Source organism: Fundidesulfovibrio putealis DSM 16056, from assembly GCF_000429325.1.
GTDB lineage: Bacteria > Desulfobacterota > Desulfovibrionia > Desulfovibrionales > Desulfovibrionaceae > Fundidesulfovibrio > Fundidesulfovibrio putealis.
Window position 1 is genome coordinate 173423 of sequence record NZ_AUBQ01000005.1, and the last position, 22080, is coordinate 195502.

Genomic DNA, 22080 nt, shown 5'->3' on the forward strand with positions numbered 1-22080 from the left:
CGTAGTCCGTGGACCCGCCTCTGCGCTGGTCAATTAATGACTGAACTGGTAGGAATGGCGCTCGCATCCGCCCGGTGGAGGCGTAACGCCCAGAAACGCAGGAAAACGGAGCGGCAGCATGGATCAGCAGTCCATTCAACGCCTGAGACGGATACTTGGGGAAACGAACCTTCTGGTTGTGGACGACACACCCATCATTCGCGGCATTGTGGAAGCAATCCTGGAGCCGCTCGGCATGCACGCCATCTACCAGGCCAGCAACGGCGCGGAGGCCTGGAACATCATGGAGTCCACCCCCATCGGGCTGGTGGTGGCTGACTGGCTTATGCCTGGCGTGGACGGACTGGAACTCCTGCGCAAGATGCGCGGGGACGAGCGCTTCGCGGCCACGCCCTTCATCATGATAACCGGCATGCCCAACAAAAAGGTGGTCGTTGAGGCCATGAAGCTCGGGATTGCCGATTTCATGACCAAGCCCATCGACGGGTCCGTGCTCAAGCAGAAGATCCTGAAGGCCCTGAGCCAGAGCAGGGAGGTGTAATGGGCGGAGCTTTCCCGTCCGCCATGGCCAGCGCGACGGTTTCCCTGCTGCGCGACTCGCTTAGGGTGAGCCTGGCGCTGTTCAAGGTGATGATCCCCATCATCGTGGTGGTGAAGGTGCTCAAGGAGCTCGGCATCATCGAGTATCTGGCCGCGCCGCTCGGACCGGTGATGGAGCTGGTGGGCCTGCCTGCGGGGATGGGGCTGGCCTGGGCCACGGCCATGCTCTCCAACATCTACGGCGGGCTTCTGGTCTTCCAGGCCTTGTCCGCCGAGACCGGCCCGGTGACCATCGCCCAGGCCACGGTGCTCGGCGTGCTCATGCTCATCGCGCACAACCTGCTGGTGGAAGGCCAGGTCACCAAACGCTGCGGGGTGAGCTTCCTGGGGCAGAACGCGCTGCGCGTCGGCGGAGCGCTCATGTGCGCCTGGCTTTTGCACCTGATACTCAAAAGCGGGGATTTCCTGTCCGGGCCTGCGGTGATGCTCTGGCTGCCACCCAGGCAGGACGCCGGGCTCCTGAACTGGGCCTGGGGTGAAACCAAGAACCTCGGCTACATCTTCCTGATCATCCTGGCGCTCATGGGCCTTATGCGTTTCCTGAACGCCGTTGGGCTGACCCGCCTCCTGGAGGCGTTGCTGGCGCCGTTTTTGAAGCTCATGGGCATCGGTCCCACGGCAGCCACGGTCACCGTGATCGGCATGACCATGGGGCTGACCTACGGCGGCGGGCTCATCATCCACGAGACCCAGGCCGGGCACATCCCCAAGAAGGACGTGTTCGCTGCGGTATCGCTCATGAGCCTGTCGCACGCGCTCATCGAGGACACGCTGCTCCTGGCGCTGATCGGTGCCAGCCCCTGGGGGACGCTCGTGGCGCGGCTGCTGTTCTCGCTGGTGGTCACGGCGATATTGTCGCGCTGGGCCGCCTCGCGCGAGGCTGTCCCGGCTTAGGTCACAGTGGCGCGCCCGCTCACTTCCCGACTCCCGCATTCTCCAGGGCCTTTTTCACGAAGGCGTCCATCCCCTTTCCCGTTTTCAGCACGATGAACCGGTTGGCCACAGCGGCCACGTAGCGCTGGGTTTCCGGGAAGGGCGGGATGCCTGCGTACTTGCGCACGGCTTCCGGCCCGGCGTTGTAGGCGGCCAGGGCCAGGCGCAGGTCCCCGAAGGCCTTGAGCTGCTGGCTCAGGTAGCGGCTGCCCGCCTCGATGTTGGCCGAGGGGTCGAACGGGTCGCCCAGGTTCAGGCCCTTGCCGGTCTGGGGCATGATCTGCATGAGCCCCTGCGCCCCCTTGGGCGATACGGCGCTGGCGTCGCCGCCGGATTCCACCTCCATGAGGGCCTGCACCAGGAACGGGTCCAGCCCGTGGCGCGCCGAAGACTCCTTGATCCAGGCCTTCATCTGGGCGGTGGTGGAACCTTTGGGCACGCGGAAGTCGAACTCGCCGGGAGTATGGTCGGCGGCGACGGCGGGACATGCGGCTGCCAGGCAGAGCAGGGCGTACGCCGCGAGCAGCAGGATTGTTCTCATTGGGTCTGCGGGCATTGATGGCAACTCCTCGTGTCGTCCGGCAGGCAGCCCGGCTCGACGGTCCAGGCTCGCGGGGATGGGGTTGCGTCGGGGAACTCCGCGCGCGTGGCTTGGAGCGGCTGGCTTACAGCCTTCTGGCGCGTTCCGGCCTGATGGGGCGCTCCCCGGCCAGGGCGGCGTCCAGAAGTTCAAGGCCGCGCGCCTTGTCGCGGGGCATGCGCAGCCTGAGCGGCACATGGTTGGAGGCGTGATCCGCCAGGAAAAGCCCGCGCTCCATGTTGGTGTGCTCGAGCGTCATCCGCAGTTCGCGCACCATGTCCAGCCCCTGGGGCAGGCTGAAGCTGCCGTCAGCGATCCAATCCCAGAGCGGGGTGCCCGGAACGGGGATCAGGCTCAAAGACGCGGCCTGATCCGGTTGCATGGCGGTGAGCGCTTCCCCGGTCAGCCGGGCGTGGCGCTGCCATCCCCCGCTGCCGCCCAGGCCCGCGATCACCGTGACCGACAGCTTCATCCCGGCCTCGCGCACCAGTCGGGACTTGTCCAGGATGTCCGCCACGCAGGATTTTTTCCCCATGCGCGCGAGCAACGCATCATCGCCCGATTCCAGCCCCATGTACACCATGGACAAGCCCAGGGAGCGAAGTTCCGTCAGTTCCGCCAGACTTTTCCCGCGAAGGCTGCGGGCGCTGGCGTAGGTCCCCACCCGCGCCACCTGGGGCAGCCGCTCCCGGATACGCGCAAGCATGGCCCGCAGGCGCGCCATGGGCAGGACCATGGCGTCGCCGTCGCACAGGAAGAGGCGGCGCAGCATGGGCATGTGCCGGGTCGCGTAGTCGATGTCCGCGAAGACGCGGGCCTCGTCCTTTATGCGGAACCGCTCGCCCGTGTATGCTCCGCAGAAGGCGCACCGGTTGTGGGAGCAGCCCACCGTGACCTGGAGCAGGATGCTGTCCGCTTCGCTTGGCGGGCGGATGATGTTGCCTTCGTAGTGCATGGGGGCGGCTCAGATGATGAAGTCGTTGCAGGTGGACTGCCTGGGATCGCAGTTGGCCAGCACCACCTTGTCGCGTCCGGAGGTCTTGGCCTGGTACATGGCCATGTCCGCCGTGAGGATCAGGCGGTCGAAGAGGGCGGGGGCGTCTTCCACCGGCGCAGTCAAAGTGGCCACGCCGATACTGACGGTGATGTTCAGGTCGGCCAACGGCCCGGAAGTGATGCCGCGCAGGTTCTGGCGCAGCCTGTCCGCCAGGTGGAGAGCGTCCGCCGCGTCGGTGTTGGTGCAGATCACCAGGAATTCCTCGCCGCCGAGTCGTCCCAGCAGGTCGGCCCCGCGAAGCGATTCGCGGAATACCGTGGCCAGCGCGGCCAGCACCTGATCGCCCATGGCGTGGCCCAGGCGGTCGTTCACGTCCTTGAAGTGGTCCACGTCGATGATCATGCAGGAACAGGGGTTGCCTGCACGTGCGCTGATCTCAAGGAGGCGCAACCCTTCCTCCATGAGGCAGCGCCGGTTGGGCAACCGGGTCAGGTCGTCGGTGAGGGCCAGGGTCTCCAGGAGGTTCATGTCGCTCAGAATCTTTGCGCGCATTGTCTCGTAGGCTTCGGCCAGCACGCGCAGTTCCAGCGGGCTTTTGTCGAGGCGGACCTCCGGCGGCGGCTGGGAATAGTTTCCCCCGGCCACGCCGCGTGCGTGCCGAGCCAAAGGCATGACCACGGACTCCACCTGCCGGGCCATCCTGAACAGGAGCGGCAGGGCCAGCAGGAAGGACACCCCGCCCGCCGCCAGCACCCAGCCCAGCACGGGCCGCACGGCCTTGCGCATGGCCTCGGCCTTCACCTCTCCCACCAGCACCCATCCCAGGGTGTCCAGGGGCAGCGCCACAGCCACGATCTCTTCTCCGTCCAGCCCTTTGTAGGTGAAGCTCTCGCCGTCGGTGCGTATGGAGTGGGATGCGGGGTGGGGCATGCCGTTCGCCGCGCCCGGCCCCATCCTCTGCGCGCCGGAGATCAGTTTGCGGGACTTGTCCAGCAGCAGCGTGCGCCCCTCGAACTGAATCCGTGGCCTGATGATTTCTTCGATCATGTCCAGGGATACAGGCGCGAAGATGACTCCACGGAACGCTCCGTCGCCGGACATCACCGGAGAGGCGAAAATGATGAGGCTGGTCCCGGTGGCGCGCCCCACCAGCACGTCGGAAATGTAACTTTTCCCCTGCTCGGCAGCCCTGAAATAGGCCCGGTCACCCAGGTAGAGGCCCGGCGTGGTCACGGTGTCCACCACCGTGCGCCCGTTGGCGTCGATGAGCCCAAGGCCGCGAAACTCCGGCATGACAGCCAGGAACTGCCGGAAGGAGCGGTCCGTCGCGTCCAGGTCCATGCCTACGACCTCCTTGACCTCGGCCAGGCGCTGGATGTCGCGCTGCCGGTAGGAGATCCAGGTGTCCAGGAACTGCCCCTGTATAGTCAGCGTCTGGCGGATCTCGTTCAGGTACAGCGAGTGCAACCTGTCCGACAGGAAATACCAGAGGAACACTGCCGTGAGCGCGCAGGGCAACAGCGAGAAGGTCAGGCCGTAAATCCTGAAAAAGGCGTGCAGATTCCAGACCGGGGCAAAGCGCATGGAGTTTCATAACGACGCCCTGGAGAGTGTCAAGCCGGAAGCTGGAACTGTCGTAAAAAATGCAGTAATGCTGGTTTTCCAGTTCTTTTGCGGGAAATATCCGCTCGACATGCGGATGGAGTGGCCCCGAGTACGGTGTTGCGCCCTATTTTGAGCGTCAATCTGGAGGCTGAACCGCAGCAAGGCGATATGTCGGCTGATTCGCAAGACAACGAGGGCGTTTGCCTGTTCAATTCGCGCGGCAATCAGGCTACGGTGCCCAGAACAGGACTGCACTCAACGCGCAGGCCGGGGCAGCCGTTTCATCCGGGGCTCCCGGCCACAGCCTGGGCGTTGCGGAAACTCTCCAGCCAGGGAGACAAGTGAGGAAAACGATGCTCCAGTTCCATGTTGATGAGACGTTGTGCGTCCGGTGCGGCGAGTGCGAGGCTGATTGCCCGGCAGGCATCATCGCCATGAACGATCTCCCTGAAATCATCGACGAGGAGCGGTGCTACCGCTGCCTGCACTGCTACGCGGTCTGCCCCACGGGGGCGTTGTCGATCCTGGGGAACGATCCGGCCATGGCTCAGGCTGGACCGGACGCGCCGGAGCTTCCCTCTTCAGCGCAGATGGGCAACCTGATCCGGTGGCGCAGGTCCGTGCGTCGCTACCAGGACGAAAACCTGCCCCCCGAGCTGATCGATGAACTCCTGGACACGGCCTGCCACGCGCCCACCGGGGTGAACGCCAGGGACGTGCTGTTCACGGTGGTCAGGAACAAGGAGTTCATGGCCTTCCTGAGCCGCGAGATCATGGCCCGCCTCTCGGAGCTGGAGGAGTCCGGAAGGCTGCCGGGCGGTCTGGCCGGGCAGTATCTCGCGTTTGTGGTGAGCGCCTGGAAGACCCAGGGGCGCGACGTCATCCTCCGGGGAGCGCCGCACCTGCTCGTGACCAGCGCCCCCAAAAGTGCGCCATGCCCCGTCCAGGACACCCACATCGCCCTGGTCACTTTCGAGCTCCTGGCGAGCTCGCACGGGCTGGGCACGCTGTGGGACGGCCTGTTCATGATGGCGCTGTCGGTCTGCCCGGATCTGGTGGAGCGCCTGGGCATCCCGGCGGACCACACCCTCGGGTACGCCATGCTCTTCGGGAAACCGGCGGTGGAATACCACCGTCCGGCCAGACGCGGCCCCGTCAGGGTGAACATGCTGGGCTGAGGGCGTCCCCGCCGGGGTGGCGCAATGCGATACGCATCAGGGGATCAGGCCGGAAGTCCGGCCTGGTCCCTTTTTCGTGCGCGAACATTGCCCGCGCCCCTAAAGTTGTCCTTTTGCCTTCCGATAAGTTGTCTGAACAGGTGAAATTTTCGGATGTCCCTGGTCCGACATCTTGCCCCGGCGGTTCCTGCCGGCGGAGGAACTACGATGGCACTCTCAATCAATAGCAACGGCCTGGCCTCGATAAGCGCGTACTACCTCGGCCAGGCTTACGACAGCCTCGAGGTCTCCACGCGCAGGCTGTCCTCCGGACTTCGGATCAACAGCGCGAGCGACGATCCGGCCGGATTGGCGGTCCGGGAGATGATGCGGGCGGAGATCGCCTCGCTCAATCAGGGAGTGCGCAACGCCAACGACGCCATCTCGTTGCTTCAGACCGCAGACGGAGCCTTGAGCGTCATAGATGAAAAACTCATCCGCATGAAGGAGCTCTCCACCCAGGCCTCGACGGGAACCTACACGCAGGCTCAGCGACAGATGCTTGATTCGGAATACCAGGCGATGGCAAAGGAAATCACCAGAATCGCCAACGCTACGGACTTCAACGGGATATATCTGTTGAATGGAAATCTTTCGAGCTCGACACACAACGGAACAACCCTGACTCCCACCGGCAAGATGAAGGTCCATTTCGGATCGAAGAACAATTCGGACGCTGATTATTACTACATCCAGATAAGCCGTTCCACTGCCTCGGCGTTCGGAGTGGGCAGCACGGCGACCACCACCAACGGCAAGTCGATCTCCACGCAGTCCCTGGCGCAGAACGCCCTGGCCCAGATCGACAAGGCCATCGTGTCGAAGGACAAAATCCGGGCCAACCTCGGCGCGCTCCAGAACCGCCTGCAGAACACGGTGCAGGCCCTGCAACTCCAGTCCGAAAACCTCCAGCTGGCCGAGGCTCAAATCTCAGATGTGGACCTCGCCACGGAAATGGCCAACTACGTCCGGGGTCAGATACTGAGCCAGTCCGCGACGGCCATGCTCTCCCAGGCGAACACCCTGCCCCAGCTGGCCCTGGCGCTTCTGCGCTGAACAAGACTCTCCCGAACTGCCCGGTTTGTTGAAGCACCGCACCATGGGGGCGTGCTTCATGGCGTCCGGCGTCTGCCAGGTTCTCCTACTGCACGCAGAACACGCGCTCGGCCGGGATATCGGATATGTACCAGCTGACCAGGGCGAAGGTGCTGGGTTGATAGCGCACGATGGCGTCGCAGCGCGCCAGGAGATACATCTCCACGGCTGCGTCCAGGGCCTTCTCGTAGTTGGTCATGCCCGCCACCCGATGGCTGTGCAGGTGCTTTCCGTTGTCGGGGTAGCGTTTGGGCATGGTGACAAGATCTTCCCCGAACTGCCTGGCCAGCGTCCGTTCAACAGTCTGATTGTCGGTGGCCAGGAAGATGCGCGCGCCCATATTCTGTTTGAGCGCGTGAACGCTCCGCAACGTCTCCTCCAGGGGCATGCGCATATCCGTGTGCCGGATGTGGACGCCGATCATGGGGCCGGTAAAGTGCTTGGCGGCGAATTCGTCCACCTGGTCGGACACCGCAGGCCTGGGGAGGATGTGCTGCTTCATCACGTGCCCGCAGACGCCGTCCGCCGTGAGGTTCGAAAACTGCGGCAGATGCTCGCGGATGTGGTCAAGAGCGGCCTGCATGGGGTCCAGGTTGAAGGACCAGAAGGCCGCAACGGTCTGCGGATACCGTCCGCAGAGCTCGATGCGCGTGGCGTCCATCACCTTGGGGTCCATGTGATCGATGCCCAGCTGCTCCACGAGTGAGTTCGTCGTAAGCTCCCTGCTCCAAAAGTCGGGGTACACGTCCGGCGCGTGCGGCAGTTGGTAGGAGAAGGGCACGCCACGAATCTTGAAAAGTCTGGGGAAGACGTTCTCGCCCCGGTCGGAATACATGAAGTCCGACCAATCCACGTAGAGCTGCCTGCCGGTCATCAGGCAGTAAGGCACTGCGCACATGAGGCCCAGAAGCCGGTTGCCCATGCCGCCGGTGGGTTTCACCACCAGGAAGCGCTGGCCGTGCGGATCAGGGGCTGGAGCAGGTGGCTTGGGAGCACGGGGCTGGCACTTGGGCGAGGACAGCCTTGCAGCGCCCCGGACAGGCCTGAGCCTGCGCTTGCGGTTGGCCAGTGCGGCAGGCGGCTCGGGCTCTCCGGGCTTTCGCAGCACGATGAGCGCCTGATCGGCGTCCACCGCCACGGCAAGCCCCTTGTCCCTGGCAAACGCCACGGCCAGGGCGCAGCAGGCCCGCTTGTCCGGGGGGATGATCGCCAGAACCCCGCCGGGGGCGATCTTTCCAAGCCAGTTCGGCAGGGCCTGCATGAGCATGTCCGAGGGTTTCCCGGCCAGCACGGCCAGATGGACGCACCCGTCGCAAAAGGCCTCCGCCCCGCCCTCCACGGTCCTGACAAGATCCTGAACGCGGGCCTGGCGGATGTTGGACTTGTAGCCCGCAAGAGACGCGCCAGCCGTGGCTGCGTCTTCCTCCCATTCCTCCGCGCCGTACACGATGGAGGAGAAGTTCCAGGAAGTGACGAGCCCGTTGGCCAGGGCGATGGACAGCACCCCCGAGGGAGCGCCGGAGCAGGCGACAGTCCCGTTTTCCGGCACGTCCCTGGCCAGTTCGCACAGGCGCGTAAGCTCTTGCAGGGTGACTGGCGAAGGCACGCCGCCCACGAGACGGTCTGCCGGGCTGCGAAGGCCGTCGGAGCCGGGCGGGGGGATGGTCTCTTGCGGCACGGCGTTCAGCCAGAGTCTGCGCTCGTCGGCGATCATGTTTGCGTAGTGTCCGGGCGCTGTGATGATGCGCAAGGAGGCGTCTGCGGCCAGCGGACCCGGCCCGGCCTGATAGCGCGGCTGGCCCTGCGTCTTCGTCTCAGGCAGATGCCTGCGCATGTATTCAAGGCAGACGTCCGAATGATTCTCGGGGCGGAAATGCCGCTCCCACACCTGACGCGCCCTGCGGCACATGGCCATGAGCTCATCCTTGCCGCGTCTGGCCAGCCACGCGCGCAGCATCCTTCCGGCCTGTTTCACATCGGACTCGGGGATGAACAGGCAGAACTGCGAATAGTCGATGTCCTCCCCGAAGGGGGGGACGTAGGCGTCCGAGATGTGCACCGGTATGCGCCCCATGCACAGGGTTTCATAGAAGCGGATACTGGAGGACCCGTTGCCCCTGGGGCACAGGATGGTCCAGGAGCGGCGCAGCGCGCTTACGAACCTGTCCTCCAGCGCCTTCTTTTTGACGCTGTCCTGCATGTGCAGGTAGGAGGCAGACCTGGAGGCCCAGTCGCCGGTGCCAGGATGCTGGATCAATGCGCGCAGTCCCGGCTCGGCACAGATGCTTTGGGCCAGATCGTAGCGTAGCGGTCCGGACAGGGCGCCCACGAAGCTGGTATCCAGGTCGATGGCGTCGAAATCGAAATCCGGGGCGTTTCGCAAAACGTGCCCGCCCGGAGCGTAGGGCAGGGTGGACTGGAACGGGTCGTCCACATTGAACCGGTCCGGAGTACTGGTGAGTATCAGGCCGTCCGTGAACAGGGGATCGCCCAGGTCCTGGCAGTGGAAGAAGACGTGCTTTCGTTCATGGCGCAGGAAATACGGCAGCTGCCGGATGAAATAATGGACCGACATGGCCCGCATCACATTGATGAACACGTCCAGTACATATGGGAAGACGATGTAGTCCGCGTCCTCGGGCGAGGCTGCGCGCACGAAACGCCCCCGAACGCAGTCGCCGTGCCCGTTCAGGTCCTGGAGCAGCGGGATGGGGACGGGATTGGCGCCTGCTTCGCCAAGCCTCACCGGAACCTGGAAGTGTTCGCCTTCGCGGTAGAGAAAGAGTTTCAGCGGCACGGTATCTGGCATGCTTGGAGGTCTCCGGCATTATGCGCCCCGAGTGGGCTCGCCGCGTCATCAGGCGCATGGCCTGATGGTCTAGTCGTTCTTCAGCACAAACACCGGCTGCACGCCGCTTCTGCCGGGCGTGAGCAGCTGCCTGGGGTCGAAGCCGAAGCTGGCCAGGGTTGTGTACCCGTTCAGCAGCATGGACAGCCGGGCCAGGCCGTAAACCCGGTGGGCGTTCCAGGTGATGGCGTCCTTGCCCAGGGGCACGGCCAGAAAGAGCAGGCCGCCCGGACGGAGGATGGACTTGGCCGTGCGCATGGCCTTCAGGTCGCCGTCGGGATCGAGGGGGTCGCCGTAGCGGCCGAGCCCGTCATGCTCGAAGGAGGATATGGAGAGCCCGATGTCGAAGGGTTCAGGGTTGCTGGCGTATTCGTCGTAGGTGACCATGCGCACGCGCGGATGTTCCGAGACGATGGGGCCGTATTCGAAGATCACCACTTCCCTGGCCCCGTGCATCAGGCAGACGGATTCGTACCAGGGCTGCGCCGATCCGAAGACCGCCACGCGCTTGCCCGTCAGGGGAAACAGGGCCAGGGCCTGATAGAGCCAAAAATCCGTCACGCCGTAGTAGTGGGTTTCCCCCCGGCGGGCCTTTTCCATGAGCTCGGAGAAGGTTCGCAGGGCGTAGACCCTGGGTTCCCCGGAGGCGTAGCTGTCGTTGAAATACCAGTCGTACACGTCGGCCAGGCCGTTCATGGTGTAGCGCGCCGCCAGTTCCGGGGGCATGGTTGTCGGTGGGGCCGGATCATTCATGCCGGGCTCCTTGCGCAAGAGATGCAATTTCCAAGCAAAGTTGATGCCGAAAGCGCAGGCAAGCGCTCTGTTTTGATGGAACTTCCTGGCGATGGCGCTGGGTGGCGTGCTGAGGCGGGGGGATAAGGCCCGGCGTTGAGACAGGAGGAATGCCGTGACGGTTATCCAACAGAAAAAGGGGTTAGCTCGAATTGAGCCAACCCCTTGATCTTTGGACAAATTTTGGTCGGGGTGCGAGATTTGAACTCACGGCCCCCTGCGCCCAAGGCAATTTGATAACATTTTCAGGGCTTTTCAACCCTCGTCAAGAATCATCACAACCCATTGACAGAACAGGCAGAAAGACCGAAATTGCTGGTCATGGCTGTTCACCTGAAGTCACCTCTATTCATGTCAAAATGGCCCACAGAATGGCCCACAGAAAATGACCTGTAAGGGGCTGAAACAATGGCATTAACGCACCTCAAAGTGGAGCGGTCTGGCCCACGGAGAAAGCTCTATGAAGAAGGGGATGGGGGCGGACTCTATCTGCGCGTCCATCCAACGGGGAACAAAAGTTGGCTTTTCCGGTACGTTTTCGGGGGAGAAAGAAGGCGGATGACGCTGGGTTCTTACCCTTCCATGTCTCTGGCGGAGGCCCGCGAGGCACACGGCAAGGCGCTTGCGGACGTGAAGCGCGGCATTGATCCAGGGGCGCAAGCACTGGACGCCAAGCGGGCGCGGAAGGCTGCCCCAACGTTTCATGATCTGCTGGAAGAGTTCTGGGAGCGAGAGTTGAAGGCCACCAAGTCAGGCCCGGAGCGCAAGAGGTTGGTGGAAAAGGACGCCTTGCCCGCATGGCGGACCCGAAAGGCGAAGGACATCACCCGCCGGGATATTGTGATCCTCATGGATGAAGTACGGGACCGCGCCCCCGTCACCGCCAACCGGCTTCTTGGCGTCCTGGCCCGAATGTTCAACTTTGCGGCGGAGCGGGGCATAATCGAGGATTCCCCGGCAACGCGAATTCGCCGCCCCTCCGAAGCGCCCCGTGTGCGTGTGCTCAATGACGATGAACTCCGCCTATTTTGGCACGGCCTCGAAGAGGTGGACGTGTACCCGGCAACCCGCCTCGTGCTTCGCATGATCCTCTTGACCGGCCAGCGACCCGGCGAGGTCACGGGTATGACCTGGGAGGAGATCGACGGGGATTGGTGGACGATCCCGGCCAACAGGATGAAGGGCGGGCAGGAGCACCGCGTCCCGCTGACTCCCTTGGCGCTGGAGGCAATCGAGGAGGCCAAGCGGTACGCGGGGAATCGGCCTTTCGTCTTCGCCAGTTCCCAGCAGGCGGCGCGGAGCGCGTCCATCACCGTGCATAGCCTCTCGCGGGGCGTCCTGCGACACCGGGCGGAAATGGGCATCCATGAGCACTACACGCCTCATGACCTCCGCAGAACTTGCCGCACGCGCCTTGCCGAGATCGGCATTGACGACGTGGTAGCCGAGAAGGTGCTGGGCCATCAACTCCAGGGCATCTTGAAGGTCTACAACCGGCATTCCTACGACACGGAGAAGCGGGCCGCGCTCATGGCCTGGGAGAACAGGTTACGGCGGGTTCTCGGGCTTGAGGTTGAAGGCGCGGGCAAGGTCATTAACTTGAGGTGACGCCATTTCCCCCCTAGGGTAGCTCCCGAAAAGCCGCTTCCCTGACGGCCTGGGCGGGGATTCATTCAGGCATGAAGCTGAGGGAACTTTCGATGAAAGATGGAGATGCGACAGCATATTCTTACTGGCTTTTTCAATACATGAGGAGGATGGATGGTTTTCCTCCTGCTTCATTCTTATTGATGCCTCTTGATAGGGTTTTCGACCCCGAAGACGCCAGGGCTTGGCAAGACTCAAATACAACTTTGCGTGAAATTGAAGGGGAGTGCTTCCAATATCCTAAGGTGTGGATATGTCAGCGGGCAGCAAAGTCTGTATTCCCTGTAGGTGTTCATAGCAAATACGAGCACACTTCTTTATGGGTGTCGATAGTGGATGAAGAGAAGCCAGACGGACAAGAGGCATGTATTATTGATTTTACTAAGGATCTACGCTTGATTGTTAAAGAGGTTTCGGCTTTATGGAAAAGACAACAATCGTTCTTAAGTAGCCTAAAGAACGAAGGGGGAAACTGGGGCGAGACTGATTACAACGCAATTGAGCGTTTTATGGCTAGCGGTTTGCGGTCTCTGTCTGATGCCCCGACTTCAAGGGCGATTGGTCTTTGGCTTTGGGATCGGGTTCAAGAACTTGGTAATGTGCGCGGTTCGATTATGCTGGCCATCAAAGAAATGGCGTCTAAATTCGATTTAAGGAGTTTAAATGTAGACAGCCTGGAAGACTCGGATTTTCGATTTTTGCTTAGGCGGACAAATAAATGCATTGATGCTGGAGAAGTATTGTCATTCACTAAGAAGTGACGTGTGGGGCTTTTTGCCGACTCCCGCTTTTGCTTCGTCGCATTGCTGAATGTATCAAGAGGCCGAACGTGCTGTCTTTCTCCGAAAAGGGAACCGGTTGTCTTCCTCGGGTTCCCGGAACACACAAGCGCAAATAGGTTCCCGGAACCCAAGACGCCCAACGGGTTCTTTTACTTCTTCATCCCTGTGCAACAAATGGCAGGGCATCACACTGCGCCCCTCGAGGGCCGAAGGAGATGCCTATGTCACCCGCGATTCTTCGCAAACCGGAAGTCACCCGCCGCACCGGCCTGAGCGCCGCCACCATCCGTCGCCTTGAACTGGCTGGGAAGTTCCCCAAACGCCTTTTGCTGTCCGCCCAGGCTGTGGGCTGGGATGAAAGGGAAGTTGCAGCCTGGATCGATTCCCGCGCCGCCGCACGAGAAAGCGGGTGGGGGGCGTAGCGTGAAAAAGCGAAGCGCCCCCAACCGAAGCCAGGGGCGCGAAGAAAAGATGCAGGCCGCTTCTTTCTTCGCCCGCTGCGCCGCCGCCGTCAAGCGTCTATTCGTCTCCCTGGCCGTCCATGAATTGGCTCCCGCTGCCCTGGTGGCCTTCCTGCTGCGCGTCCTGCGTCTGGGAGGTGCATAATGCGCGACCCCAACACCGCGACAGCGCAACGCGCTCGGATTCTGGACGCCTTGAGCCGGGACAGCCTGACCACGTTGGAAGCCCGCCGCCTCCTGGACGTGCTCCATCCCGCCGCCCGCGTCATGGAACTCCGCCGCCAGGGAATCAACATCGTCACCGTTTGGACCACGGACACCACGCCCGGGGGCAACTCGCATCGGGTGGCGCGGTACATTCTGCGGGGAGGTGGCGAATGACCGCCCCCCGTATCGACTTCGCCAGGGTCAACGCCGCCGCCCTGTCCAGCCTGGAAAGCCTTTTGCCACGCTGGTTGCCCGGTGGCCGCGTCAACGGTTCAGAATACGTGTGCGGGAGCCTGGACGGCGAAGCGGGCCGCTCCCTGTCCGTCAACCTGACCACTTGCGTCTGGAAGGACTTCGCCGGGGAGGCGGGAGGGGCTGACCCCGTGAGCTTGTACGCCGCAATCCACAACCTCAAGCAGGGCGAAGCGGCCCGGAAGCTGGCCGGGGAGCTTGGCGTTGATCCTGGAGGCAACGGGAGCGCCCCCAGGCCGCAAGGGCAGGCCAAGGCCAAGCCCGCCGATGAATGGCGGCCCGTCCTGCCTGTTCCTGACGGAGCGCCCGCCCCGGACTTCAAGCACATGCGCCACGGCCAAGCGGTGGCGCATTGGGAATATCGGGACGCGACGGGCATGTTGCTGGGCTACGTGTGCCGCTTCGAGCCTGAAGGGGGCCGGAAGGAAATCCTTCCGCTCACCGTTTGCCAGAACGTCAACGGGCAACGGGCGTGGCGGTTCAAGGGCTTCCCCGAACCGCGCCCGCTCTATGGCCTTGATCGGCTGGCCGCTGCCAAGCCTGACGCGCCTGTGTTGCTGGTGGAGGGGGAAAAGAGCACCGATGCCGCTCAACGTCTTGTGCCGGGGGCCGTGTGCCTGAGCTGGCCGAACGGATCAAGGAGCGTGGGCAAGGCGGACTTCTCTCCCCTGGCCGGGCGGCGCGTTGCAATCTGGCCGGACGCGGACAAGCCGGGTTTTGAGGCCGCTCTTGTCCTGGCCGCCAGGGTGAAGGATGCCGGGGCCAGGGAAGTGTCGATCATCCTGCCCCCTGACGGTTCCGCCGATGGATGGGACTTGGCGGACGCGGAGGCCGAAGGCTGGACCCCGGAACAGGTCAAGTCGCACATCAAGGCCCACAAGAGGGACGTTGTAGGCTTCGAGGCGGTGGCGCGGGAGCGGTACGGCATTGAGGCCAAGCCCGCCGCCAAGCCCACGCCGCAAGGCTGGTTCCCCTTCAAGGTCCGGGCCGATGGCGTCTACTTCCTGGAAGACGACGGAGAACCGTCCTTGTTGTGCTCCCCGTTGGCCGTGTTGGCGATGACCCGCGACGGCGAGGGCCGGGAGTGGGGCCGTCTGCTCGAAGTGGTGGACAGCGACGGTAAGGCGCACCGTTGGGCAATGCCCATGTCTGCCCTGGCTGGAGACGGGCAGGAATACCGCCGCGAACTCTTGTCCATGGGATTGAGGCCAGCAGGCGGCATGAAGGCCAAGAATCGTCTCCATGACTTCCTGACCCTTTCCCGCCCCGAGGCCCGCGCCCGGTGCGTCTCCCGCGTGGGGTGGCATGACCGCCGCTTCGTCCTGCCGGATGCTGTCTACGGCTCCCAGGACGGGGAAGAGGTCATTCTTCAGGGTGGGCCGTCTGACCATGCCTTCCGCATCGCCGGGAGCCTTCAGGACTGGCAAGAGGCCATCGGACGATACTGCCCCGGAAATACACGCCTTGTGCTGGCCGTGTCCGCTGCCCTGGCCGCGCCGCTTCTGAAACTGACCGGGGAGGAGTCGGGCGGGTTCCATCTGGTGGCTAGCTCCTCCTGCGGCAAGACTACGGCATTGCGCGTTGCCGGGTCCGTCTGCGGCGGTGGAGGCATCAACGGTTATCTGCGTCAATGGCGAGCCACGGATAACGCACTGGAATCGGTTTCTTCCGGGGCCTGCGATTGCTTCGTGACTCTGGATGAAATCGGGCAGGCGGACGCCAAGACAGCCGGGGCCGTGGCCTACATGCTCACCAACGGGCAGGGCAAGGCACGATCCAGGCGCGATGGCACGGCCAGGAAGCCCCAGGAATGGCGCGTGTTGTTCATGTCCACGGGGGAAATCACCCTGGCGGACAAGGTGCGCGAGGACGGACGGGGCCGCGTTATGGCCGGGCAGCAAGTCCGCGTCGTGGACATTCAGGCGGACGCCGGAGCCGGGTTCGGGCTGTTCGAGAACGTCCACGGTTTCGACGGTTCCGCCGCATTTGTCCGCCATCTGAACGAGAAAGCAAAGAGCATCTACGGCTCACCCTTGCGGGCCTTCCTGGATAAGCTGGCCGGGCGGATTGATGAATTCTCCCAAGCTGCCCCGGCGTTCATCCGGGAGTTCATGGCCGAAGTCTGCCCCTGCGATGCTGACGGCCAAGTTTCCCGCGTGGCCGGGCGATTCGGGCTGGTGGCGGCTGCCGGGGAGTTGGGAATTTCCCTGGAGGTGCTGCCCTGGCCCAAGGGCGAAGCCCGGCAGGCTGCGGCTCGTTGCTTCCGGGATTGGCTGGACGCCAGGGGCGGGAGTGGCGCGGCGGAGGTGACGGCAGGGCTTGCCCAGGTGAGGCAGTTTTTCCAGGTCAACGGCGCTTCCCGTTTCGAGACGTGGGGCGAAGCCTCCCAGGATGCCAAGACCATCAACCGGGCCGGGTTCCGCCGCAAGGATGAGAACACGGGGGAATGGTCCTTCTACGTCTTTCAGGACGTGTTCAAGGGGGAGGTCTGCCAGGGACACAACTCGGGGATGATCCTGCGGGAGTTGAAATCCCTTGGCCTCCTTCTGGTGCAAGATGCCGAACACCTGACCGTCAAGCCGCGCATCCCCGGCGTTGGGAGTGGGACGCGATTCTATCATGTCGCGCCCGGCATCACCGGGGACACGTTAAAACAGCGGACATTGCAAAATTCACCGGGGACAAACGGGGACACCGGGGACACGTTGCCCCGCTTTGGTTCCCATGTCCCCGGTTCTGAAAACGCTACCGGGGACACCGGGGACACGTCGAGCGGAAGTGTGGGGTTTGTCCCCGGTTGTCCCCGGTCCCCGGAAGAGTACCGGGGACGCCAGGAAGCAAGCAATGACGCCATGTCCCCGGTTGTCCCCGGTGTCCCCGGTCAAAATGACGTGGGGGAGAGAAAACAGCCGCTCCAACGTCAAGGGAGGGTGGTCCTGTGAACGCCCTGGCCTGGATGAAGTCAACAGGCGTGGCGGTGGACTTGACCTCGGAAGGTGGCCTTGAACTGGATGGACTCGAAAGCCTGGACGATGGGATTTACGCCCGCGTCCTGGACGTGGCCCGCGCTCACAAGGCGGAGATCGTGGCGGAGCTTAAAAACGTCAATATGACGGGTTTGGACATTCCGGCACGCGGGGAGGCCGCGCCCGCTCCTCCCGATGCTTCCCCCCTGGATGCCCTGGCCCGGTTCGAGCGTGACCCTCGCGGCGTCGTGGCGTGGCTGGCCCAACAGAAGCAAGGACAGCCCCCGCACCTTGTCGAGCGGTGGGCCGCTACAATCCGTGCCGAGGCCCGTTTGCGGATTGCCGAAGCTGAAGGAGTGGCTGACCATGGCCGCGCCTGACGCTGCGCTCCCCCTCATCGTGGACAGCCGGGAGCTGGCCCCCTACGCCTTCGAGCGGTTCCCGGTTGAGATCGTCCGGGCTGGACTGCCGACAGGGGATTACAGCCTATCCGGGCATGAGGACCGCGCCGCCGTCGAGCGCAAAGCCCTGGATGACCTCATAGGCTGCCTGACCGTGGGCCGTGACCGCTTCGAGCGGGAGCTTGACCGTGCCCGCTCCCTGGAGTGCTTCGCCGTTGTGGTCGAGGCCAGCATGGAGGACGTGGCCCGACATCGCTACACGTCGCGCATGTCCCCGCACGCGGCCTTGCAATCAATCCTGGCCTTTCAGGTGCGCTACGGCTGCCCCTTCGTATTCGCAGGGTCCAGGCAGGGCGGGGAGTACGTCACATACTGGACGCTTCAGAAGTACGCCCGCGAGGTTGAAGCTCAAGCCGTGGCCGAGTTGGAGGACTTGGGCCGAAGGAAGGCAGCCAGGGGAAAGGTAGGCATGACTGACAATGCAGAGAGAGAACAGGGAACGCCATGACGCCCAACTACGTGGCACAGAATAACGCTATTCAAACGCAAACACGGCCCGTCTCCTTCACCTGGGGGCGGGCCGTTGTCGTTTGTCTGGGTGGGGCACCGATGTTGTTGACCACCGACAGGGCCAATGAGTAAGTTGTAGCGTCTCGGCGAGAAGACGGCCTGTTGGAGAAAGGTTCCGCCGCTCGCCCTTGTCGGCCAGACCTTGCGCGTCAGCAGGCGGGGTGCTCGTCTCTTCGGAGGCGGGCACCTGGAAATTCCGGTGTCCACGCGAGAAGACACGCCCGGCGTTGAAAGGCCACGCCTCTCGCTTTTGTCGGCCATGCCTTGCATTCCCCCGGGCAGGGTGCCCGCCTTTTCGGAGGCGGGCACTTCCGATACTGGCGTCGTGGGACGGGGTTAAGTCTTCGGCTTCTCGGAGTTCGTATCACCCGGCGTCTCGCCCTTCGGAGTGGACAATTTCTGTTCTTCGGCCTTGGCGGCGTTGTCCAGTATCTTTGAGGTCAGGAGCAGGGCCGCCAGGGATTCCGGGGTGTCCCAATTCACATCCTCGTCCTTCAGCGTTCCGTTGAGCATTGGCGTTCTCCTTTGTATGTGGGGCGGGAGCACGGCGCGTGTCTCCTCTGCAATCGCCCTGGAAAAAGAAGTCCCTGCCGGGGCCTTTGAGCATCGGGCAGAGGTCATGATCCAGCCTGTCACCGCTTCCCTTCGCGCTCCTTCAGCCGGTCAAAGTCCAGCGACGACACTCCAGCGGTTTTTTGTCGGGGCGACAACGCCCGCCAGATGAGGGCGACAACACCGACGACAACGACAATAACCGAGGCGACAAAACGGGCCAAGGCGCGGATCATCAGACTTCCTCGAACAGGTCTTTCACCCTCACATCCAGCGCGCTGGCGATGGCCTCAAGGGTTTCCATACGACATTGACGGAATTCGTTCCCTCGCAGGCGCTTGATTGTACGTTCAGCCAGGTTCGCGTCTGTCGCCAAACCCTGGATGGTGACGCCTTGCTCCTCCATTATTTCCCTGAGCCTTCCTACAATCACGCCTGTCCTTCTGGCCCAACCTCTTCGTACAAGTCCTTCGTTTTCACCTTCAGCGCCCCGGCGATGACCGCCAGGGTTTCGAGCGCACAGCGAGAGATCATCGCCCCACGGGCACGGTTGACGGTCTGCATGGAAAGCCCCGTCCTTGAGATCAATTCGCGCATGGTGACGCCCTGGCTCTCCATGGTTTCCTTGACTCTGCTCGTTATCATGTCCGTCTCCTTTGCTCTCATATATCAAATCAAACCTTGCCCCGTCTGCTGCGATAAAGTAGAGCAGACCCGTCAGGAAGAGTCCAATTGAAACGGCCCTGGAAGGTGCAACGAACACCCGCCAGGGCCTAACCACAACCCATGAAGGAGCATGAATCATGGCTGACAGTGAAGTAACGACGAAGGCTGAGACTGACAAGGCGGTTGGCGCTCAAATGGATCTTCTGAAGGCTTGGGACATCTTGCGTTTTCTGTCTAAGTCGGTGTCTGATGGAAATATATTTGAGAGCGGCGAAATTGAGGGGCTTGGATTCCTCCTGGAGCACTGCGGCAATTTGCTGTGGCCTGCAATAGACGCCTTGGCCTCTCTCCCTAAGGAGGTACGCCATGCATAACCCCTCAATTAATCCTCAGGACGTGAGCGGCCCCGTCCTGGAGGTTCATGGACGCGGGTGCCGCTTTGGAGCGTCTGGCGGAGCTTCTGACGCGAAACGATAATGCCGAGGATCGTGGGTTGGCCTTCACACTACGCTGTATCTCTGGGCGCATCATGTCCGCCGCAGGCGTCCTGGACGGCTGAACGGACTTCGGGGGATCGAATGAACGCGGCCCGTCTCCTTCACTTGGGGGCGGGCCGTTGCCGTTATGACTGCTAGATAAAACTAGAGGTTCAACGGCTGGCATCGAAGTGGGAAAACTGCTGGTAGTGGTCCGGGAAGCATGGGGACGGTGCCGTTGTCGTCGGGGCGGCACCGATGTTGTTGACCACCGGCAGGACCAGTGAGTAAGTTTGTTGCGTCTCGGCTGGCAGACACGCTTGGGGTCGAGCGGGGACTGACGCCAGCCGCCCCGTCCTGCCCGCGAATTCCCCCAGGTAGGGTGCCCGTCTCTTTGGGGGCGGGCACTCGGGTTTTTCGTCTCGGCGAGAAGACGCGTCCGAGGTCGAAAGGGTCCGCGTCTCGCTACTGGCTCGCCCTTGCTTTCCTTCAGACGGGGTGCCCGGTTCCACCTTGGAGCCGGGCACTTGTCTTGTGGATCATGCCGAATATGGAGGGCGGCCATGAGTGTTGCCGCCTTTGCCTACCGAGCAAGACGTGCATTCATGGAAAGATAATCTTTAGATAGGTCTACGTGTCTGTCCAAAATGCAGCGGAGAAAAACGCAATCAAAACTAGCGCGATGATGGCACAGACACATTTTTCGACGGGATAATCGTGAAAGATCTTGCCGCAAGTAGGACAATCATTCCTGTTAAGACCATAAAATCTGCAATCAGGACAGTCTTTCATGGGGGACAACCTTAATTCAGTAAGAACAATCCCAGAATGATAGTTCCAGCCAGGGATATAAAAAAAGCAACATCCCAGATGCGATCTTTTTTGAGTTGCTCCTCAAACTGACCGACAATCTGTTCACAGTCGGCAAGAACTTGGCGGGAGTTCCATTGGCGCGTCATACGGCCTTGCCTTGCCAATGCTGACAAACGGGTAGCGGCACGCGAAATCCCCTGACGATGTGCAGCACTTGCCCGATATCTAGGAATAACGGCCCATCGAAACAGGGCCGGGTTGTGCCCGTTAGAGCAAATTTACAGACTCCGACTACGGCCCATTCAACGTGCATCCACTTGGGTTCGTGTCGACAGGTGAGACAAACAGCGTGATGAGAAAACATCTCGACATATTATCAGTACTGAAGGACTGATCAAGGTAGGAGTCCACGTATCGTTTGTGCGGGGATTGAAGGAAAGACGCCTGACTAACCCACGCCTTCTACATATTTATCGTATTTGTATTGAGTAGTCGGGAATTGAGTGGCCGACCAATCCCCCCATGTATTTCCCCGAGAGCCCTGCGAACTCCTTGGGTGGCACCCGCAAGAACAGGATCACGCAGATCATACGCATGGGCTCCCCCACAGGCTCTTGTTGGGAAGCCGGTTCATTCTCGGCGGTTGACGGTTCCACGGAGATTGCGGGAGGGTCAGGGCCGGTGAAAAGGCGTCATTGTCGCACCTCTGAATCAGGGGCTTCGACAGGGCTTTCCCGACGTTTCTCCCGCTCTCTGTAGATGTCTAGTGCTTTGGCGACCAGCATCAACGCGGCCACGGACTCTGAGCTGCCCCAATCCACGTCATGGCGGGTGATGCCGGGAATGATGTCCCTATCTTTGGTCGGGGCAGACGCCCTGCCTTCCCATAGACTCAACTGGCGGGTGGTGGTCGTGTTTGTGTGTGGTTTGAGCATGGTGGCCCTCCTCCTGCGCATGATCAATCAGACACGGGAAGAGGGCAAGGTGGTGAAGCAAGAATGAACGTGTTGGGATAATCCAAGTGGCTCCAACCATCAGTCGCCTCAAATAATGCTTACATGCCCGCTCTCTTCGATCCTCTCCGCGCCCTTCGCTCCATGCACGTTGAAGTCTTCCTTCGGGATGGCCAGGGGTTCCTACGCTTCGACAGGAAGCACACGAACGTCCACAAGGACGAAGCCTGGGGGATAGCTGCCAAACACGGCTGGCTCATTCGGATGCAGTTGGAGAATGGTGGCGCGTCGGTGCAGAAGCTCGTGGCCTACTGAAGTGTATATAGCTTTTGACGACTCAAATTGTTTTGCACTAGAACGAGCTAAAAAAATGTGAGGTTAGCCGATGACTTGCAACTCAGAACAGCAAAGCAAAGAAAAAAACATAAGAAATCAGAACTGTTCACTCCAAAGTTTCTGGACTCCCTCAGGGGCGCGTTAAAAGCTGCTCCCCAAAAAGCGCCCTCAAGATTGACGAAAAAAGACATCGTTATGGCTTTGAAAGATGAGATATTTGATCTCGTTGAACGAGGGTATTCTTATGGAAATATCTGTGATATTTTAGGCGATAAAAATTTTAAAATTAGCCCGATTGTAACCCTCCCCTAGAATAGGACCAGCGAAAAGT

The 22080-nt window shown here is 61.9% G+C and carries 25 protein-coding genes and 1 tRNA gene; 15 read left to right on the plus strand and 11 right to left on the minus strand.

Going from position 1 to position 22080, the window contains the following annotated elements:
- Positions 1–118 precede the first annotated feature (118 nt).
- A complete protein-coding gene (locus G453_RS0106145) occupies positions 119–541 on the plus strand; it encodes a response regulator (protein WP_051271831.1) in 423 nt (140 codons plus the stop codon).
- Positions 541–1494: a hypothetical protein gene (locus G453_RS0106150; protein ID WP_027190346.1), complete on the plus strand. Its 954-nt coding sequence runs from the start codon at positions 541–543 to the stop codon at positions 1492–1494. Before G453_RS0106145 ends, G453_RS0106150 begins: the two co-directional genes overlap by 1 nt.
- A 19-nt stretch (positions 1495–1513) precedes the next feature.
- Here G453_RS0106150 and G453_RS26070 read toward each other — a convergent pair whose 3' ends face one another.
- From G453_RS26070 to G453_RS0106165, 3 genes are all read right to left on the minus strand, one after another.
- Entirely contained in the window at positions 1514–2074 is a 561-nt protein-coding gene (locus G453_RS26070; protein ID WP_051271834.1) for a lytic transglycosylase domain-containing protein, read from the minus strand.
- A 124-nt stretch (positions 2075–2198) separates the two neighbouring features.
- Positions 2199–3068 (minus strand): radical SAM protein, encoded by an 870-nt coding sequence (locus tag G453_RS0106160; RefSeq protein ID WP_027190347.1) that lies wholly within the window; start codon positions 3066–3068, stop codon positions 2199–2201.
- A gap of 9 nt (positions 3069–3077) precedes the next feature.
- Positions 3078–4694 carry a diguanylate cyclase gene (locus G453_RS0106165; protein ID WP_027190348.1) on the minus strand — a complete coding sequence of 539 codons (1617 nt, stop codon included), beginning with the start codon at positions 4692–4694 and terminating at the stop codon, positions 3078–3080.
- Positions 4695–5068: 374 nt separating this feature from the next.
- Between G453_RS0106165 and G453_RS0106170 the strand changes: the two genes are divergently transcribed.
- Both G453_RS0106170 and G453_RS0106175 read left to right on the plus strand, forming a co-directional pair.
- Positions 5069–5893: a nitroreductase family protein gene (locus G453_RS0106170; protein ID WP_027190349.1), complete on the plus strand. Its 825-nt coding sequence runs from the start codon at positions 5069–5071 to the stop codon at positions 5891–5893.
- A gap of 207 nt (positions 5894–6100) precedes the next feature.
- Positions 6101–6988, plus strand: coding sequence for a flagellin N-terminal helical domain-containing protein (locus G453_RS0106175; protein ID WP_027190350.1), 888 nt, complete (start codon positions 6101–6103; stop codon positions 6986–6988).
- 85 nt (positions 6989–7073) lie between these two features.
- Here G453_RS0106175 and G453_RS0106180 read toward each other — a convergent pair whose 3' ends face one another.
- From G453_RS0106180 to G453_RS27780, 3 genes are all read right to left on the minus strand, one after another.
- The gene (locus G453_RS0106180) at positions 7074–9836 is read right to left on the minus strand and encodes a nodulation protein NodZ (protein WP_027190351.1); all 2763 of its coding nucleotides are present in this window, start codon (positions 9834–9836) and stop codon (positions 7074–7076) included.
- 69 nt (positions 9837–9905) lie between these two features.
- On the minus strand, positions 9906–10628 hold the full coding sequence (locus tag G453_RS26075) for a DUF268 domain-containing protein (RefSeq protein ID WP_156920816.1): 723 nt from the start codon (positions 10626–10628) through the stop codon (positions 9906–9908).
- A gap of 223 nt (positions 10629–10851) precedes the next feature.
- Positions 10852–10932: transfer RNA gene (locus G453_RS27780), tRNA-OTHER, on the minus strand.
- Positions 10933–11075: 143 nt separating this feature from the next.
- Between G453_RS27780 and G453_RS0106190 the strand changes: the two genes are divergently transcribed.
- The 8 genes from G453_RS0106190 (at position 11076) to G453_RS22685 (ending at position 17891) form a co-directional block, all read left to right on the plus strand.
- A complete protein-coding gene (locus tag G453_RS0106190) occupies positions 11076–12275 on the plus strand; it encodes a tyrosine-type recombinase/integrase (RefSeq protein ID WP_027190353.1) in 1200 nt (399 codons plus the stop codon).
- Between the two features lie 71 nt (positions 12276–12346).
- Positions 12347–13075, plus strand: coding sequence for a hypothetical protein (locus G453_RS27785; protein WP_156920817.1), 729 nt, complete (start codon positions 12347–12349; stop codon positions 13073–13075).
- 242 nt (positions 13076–13317) lie between these two features.
- Positions 13318–13518, plus strand: a complete 201-nt coding sequence (locus G453_RS22675) for a helix-turn-helix transcriptional regulator (protein WP_043644696.1) — start codon at positions 13318–13320, stop codon at positions 13516–13518.
- 1 nt (position 13519) lies between these two features.
- Complete coding sequence (locus G453_RS0106200) at positions 13520–13702, plus strand: hypothetical protein (protein ID WP_027190354.1); 183 nt, start codon at positions 13520–13522, stop codon at positions 13700–13702.
- Positions 13702–13938, plus strand: coding sequence for a helix-turn-helix domain-containing protein (locus tag G453_RS0106205; protein WP_027190355.1), 237 nt, complete (start codon positions 13702–13704; stop codon positions 13936–13938). Before G453_RS0106200 ends, G453_RS0106205 begins: the two co-directional genes overlap by 1 nt.
- Positions 13935–16958, plus strand: a complete 3024-nt coding sequence (locus G453_RS22680; RefSeq protein WP_051271837.1) for a DUF927 domain-containing protein — start codon at positions 13935–13937, stop codon at positions 16956–16958. Before G453_RS0106205 ends, G453_RS22680 begins: the two co-directional genes overlap by 4 nt.
- On the plus strand, positions 16955–17362 hold the full coding sequence (locus G453_RS0106215; RefSeq protein WP_027190356.1) for a hypothetical protein: 408 nt from the start codon (positions 16955–16957) through the stop codon (positions 17360–17362). Before G453_RS22680 ends, G453_RS0106215 begins: the two co-directional genes overlap by 4 nt.
- The gene (locus tag G453_RS22685) at positions 17349–17891 is read left to right on the plus strand and encodes an ERCC4 domain-containing protein (protein ID WP_051271840.1); all 543 of its coding nucleotides are present in this window, start codon (positions 17349–17351) and stop codon (positions 17889–17891) included. Before G453_RS0106215 ends, G453_RS22685 begins: the two co-directional genes overlap by 14 nt.
- A gap of 398 nt (positions 17892–18289) precedes the next feature.
- Here the strand turns inward: G453_RS22685 and G453_RS27790 are convergent, their stop codons facing one another.
- The 4 genes from G453_RS27790 to G453_RS0106240 form a co-directional block, all read right to left on the minus strand.
- Positions 18290–18466 carry a hypothetical protein gene (locus G453_RS27790; protein WP_156920819.1) on the minus strand — a complete coding sequence of 59 codons (177 nt, stop codon included), beginning with the start codon at positions 18464–18466 and terminating at the stop codon, positions 18290–18292.
- 119 nt (positions 18467–18585) lie between these two features.
- Positions 18586–18741: a hypothetical protein gene (locus G453_RS27795; RefSeq protein WP_156920820.1), complete on the minus strand. Its 156-nt coding sequence runs from the start codon at positions 18739–18741 to the stop codon at positions 18586–18588.
- On the minus strand, positions 18741–18938 hold the full coding sequence (locus G453_RS0106235; protein ID WP_027190357.1) for a helix-turn-helix domain-containing protein: 198 nt from the start codon (positions 18936–18938) through the stop codon (positions 18741–18743). The genes G453_RS27795 and G453_RS0106235 overlap by 1 nt, the downstream gene beginning before the upstream one ends.
- Positions 18935–19150, minus strand: coding sequence for a helix-turn-helix domain-containing protein (locus G453_RS0106240; RefSeq protein ID WP_027190358.1), 216 nt, complete (start codon positions 19148–19150; stop codon positions 18935–18937). Before G453_RS0106240 ends, G453_RS0106235 begins: the two co-directional genes overlap by 4 nt.
- 158 nt (positions 19151–19308) lie before the next feature.
- On the opposite strand from G453_RS0106240, the gene G453_RS0106245 reads away from it, so the two are divergent.
- The gene (locus G453_RS0106245; RefSeq protein ID WP_027190359.1) at positions 19309–19545 is read left to right on the plus strand and encodes a hypothetical protein; all 237 of its coding nucleotides are present in this window, start codon (positions 19309–19311) and stop codon (positions 19543–19545) included.
- 1607 nt (positions 19546–21152) lie between these two features.
- Here the strand turns inward: G453_RS0106245 and G453_RS0106260 are convergent.
- Complete coding sequence (locus G453_RS0106260) at positions 21153–21395, minus strand: hypothetical protein (RefSeq protein ID WP_027190360.1); 243 nt, start codon at positions 21393–21395, stop codon at positions 21153–21155.
- 162 nt (positions 21396–21557) lie between these two features.
- On the opposite strand from G453_RS0106260, the gene G453_RS0106265 reads away from it, so the two are divergent.
- Positions 21558–21728, plus strand: a complete 171-nt coding sequence (locus G453_RS0106265; protein ID WP_156920821.1) for a hypothetical protein — start codon at positions 21558–21560, stop codon at positions 21726–21728.
- Positions 21729–21785: 57 nt separating this feature from the next.
- Complete coding sequence (locus G453_RS27800) at positions 21786–22061, plus strand: hypothetical protein (protein WP_156920822.1); 276 nt, start codon at positions 21786–21788, stop codon at positions 22059–22061.
- Positions 22062–22080 lie beyond the last annotated feature (19 nt).

Coding starts and splice junctions, on each gene's coding strand:
- G453_RS0106165 (WP_027190348.1), bottom strand. CDS start 4,694: ATGCGCTTTGCCCCGGTCTGGAATCTGCACGCCTTTTTCAGGATTTAC.
- G453_RS27795 (WP_156920820.1), bottom strand. CDS start 18,741: ATGATCCGCGCCTTGGCCCGTTTTGTCGCCTCGGTTATTGTCGTTGTC.
- G453_RS0106260 (WP_027190360.1), bottom strand. CDS start 21,395: ATGCTCAAACCACACACAAACACGACCACCACCCGCCAGTTGAGTCTA.
- G453_RS27785 (WP_156920817.1), top strand. CDS start 12,347: ATGAAGCTGAGGGAACTTTCGATGAAAGATGGAGATGCGACAGCATAT.
- G453_RS0106240 (WP_027190358.1), bottom strand. CDS start 19,150: ATGATAACGAGCAGAGTCAAGGAAACCATGGAGAGCCAGGGCGTCACC.
- G453_RS0106145 (WP_051271831.1), top strand. CDS start 119: ATGGATCAGCAGTCCATTCAACGCCTGAGACGGATACTTGGGGAAACG.
- G453_RS22685 (WP_051271840.1), top strand. CDS start 17,349: ATGGCCGCGCCTGACGCTGCGCTCCCCCTCATCGTGGACAGCCGGGAG.
- G453_RS22680 (WP_051271837.1), top strand. CDS start 13,935: ATGACCGCCCCCCGTATCGACTTCGCCAGGGTCAACGCCGCCGCCCTG.
- G453_RS0106150 (WP_027190346.1), top strand. CDS start 541: ATGGGCGGAGCTTTCCCGTCCGCCATGGCCAGCGCGACGGTTTCCCTG.
- G453_RS0106160 (WP_027190347.1), bottom strand. CDS start 3,068: ATGCACTACGAAGGCAACATCATCCGCCCGCCAAGCGAAGCGGACAGC.
- G453_RS0106245 (WP_027190359.1), top strand. CDS start 19,309: ATGGCTGACAGTGAAGTAACGACGAAGGCTGAGACTGACAAGGCGGTT.
- G453_RS0106265 (WP_156920821.1), top strand. CDS start 21,558: ATGCACGTTGAAGTCTTCCTTCGGGATGGCCAGGGGTTCCTACGCTTC.
- G453_RS27790 (WP_156920819.1), bottom strand. CDS start 18,466: ATGCTCAACGGAACGCTGAAGGACGAGGATGTGAATTGGGACACCCCG.
- G453_RS22675 (WP_043644696.1), top strand. CDS start 13,318: ATGTCACCCGCGATTCTTCGCAAACCGGAAGTCACCCGCCGCACCGGC.
- G453_RS0106190 (WP_027190353.1), top strand. CDS start 11,076: ATGGCATTAACGCACCTCAAAGTGGAGCGGTCTGGCCCACGGAGAAAG.
- G453_RS26070 (WP_051271834.1), bottom strand. CDS start 2,074: ATGAGAACAATCCTGCTGCTCGCGGCGTACGCCCTGCTCTGCCTGGCA.
- G453_RS0106175 (WP_027190350.1), top strand. CDS start 6,101: ATGGCACTCTCAATCAATAGCAACGGCCTGGCCTCGATAAGCGCGTAC.
- G453_RS0106170 (WP_027190349.1), top strand. CDS start 5,069: ATGCTCCAGTTCCATGTTGATGAGACGTTGTGCGTCCGGTGCGGCGAG.
- G453_RS26075 (WP_156920816.1), bottom strand. CDS start 10,628: ATGAATGATCCGGCCCCACCGACAACCATGCCCCCGGAACTGGCGGCG.
- G453_RS0106180 (WP_027190351.1), bottom strand. CDS start 9,836: ATGCCAGATACCGTGCCGCTGAAACTCTTTCTCTACCGCGAAGGCGAA.
- G453_RS0106205 (WP_027190355.1), top strand. CDS start 13,702: ATGCGCGACCCCAACACCGCGACAGCGCAACGCGCTCGGATTCTGGAC.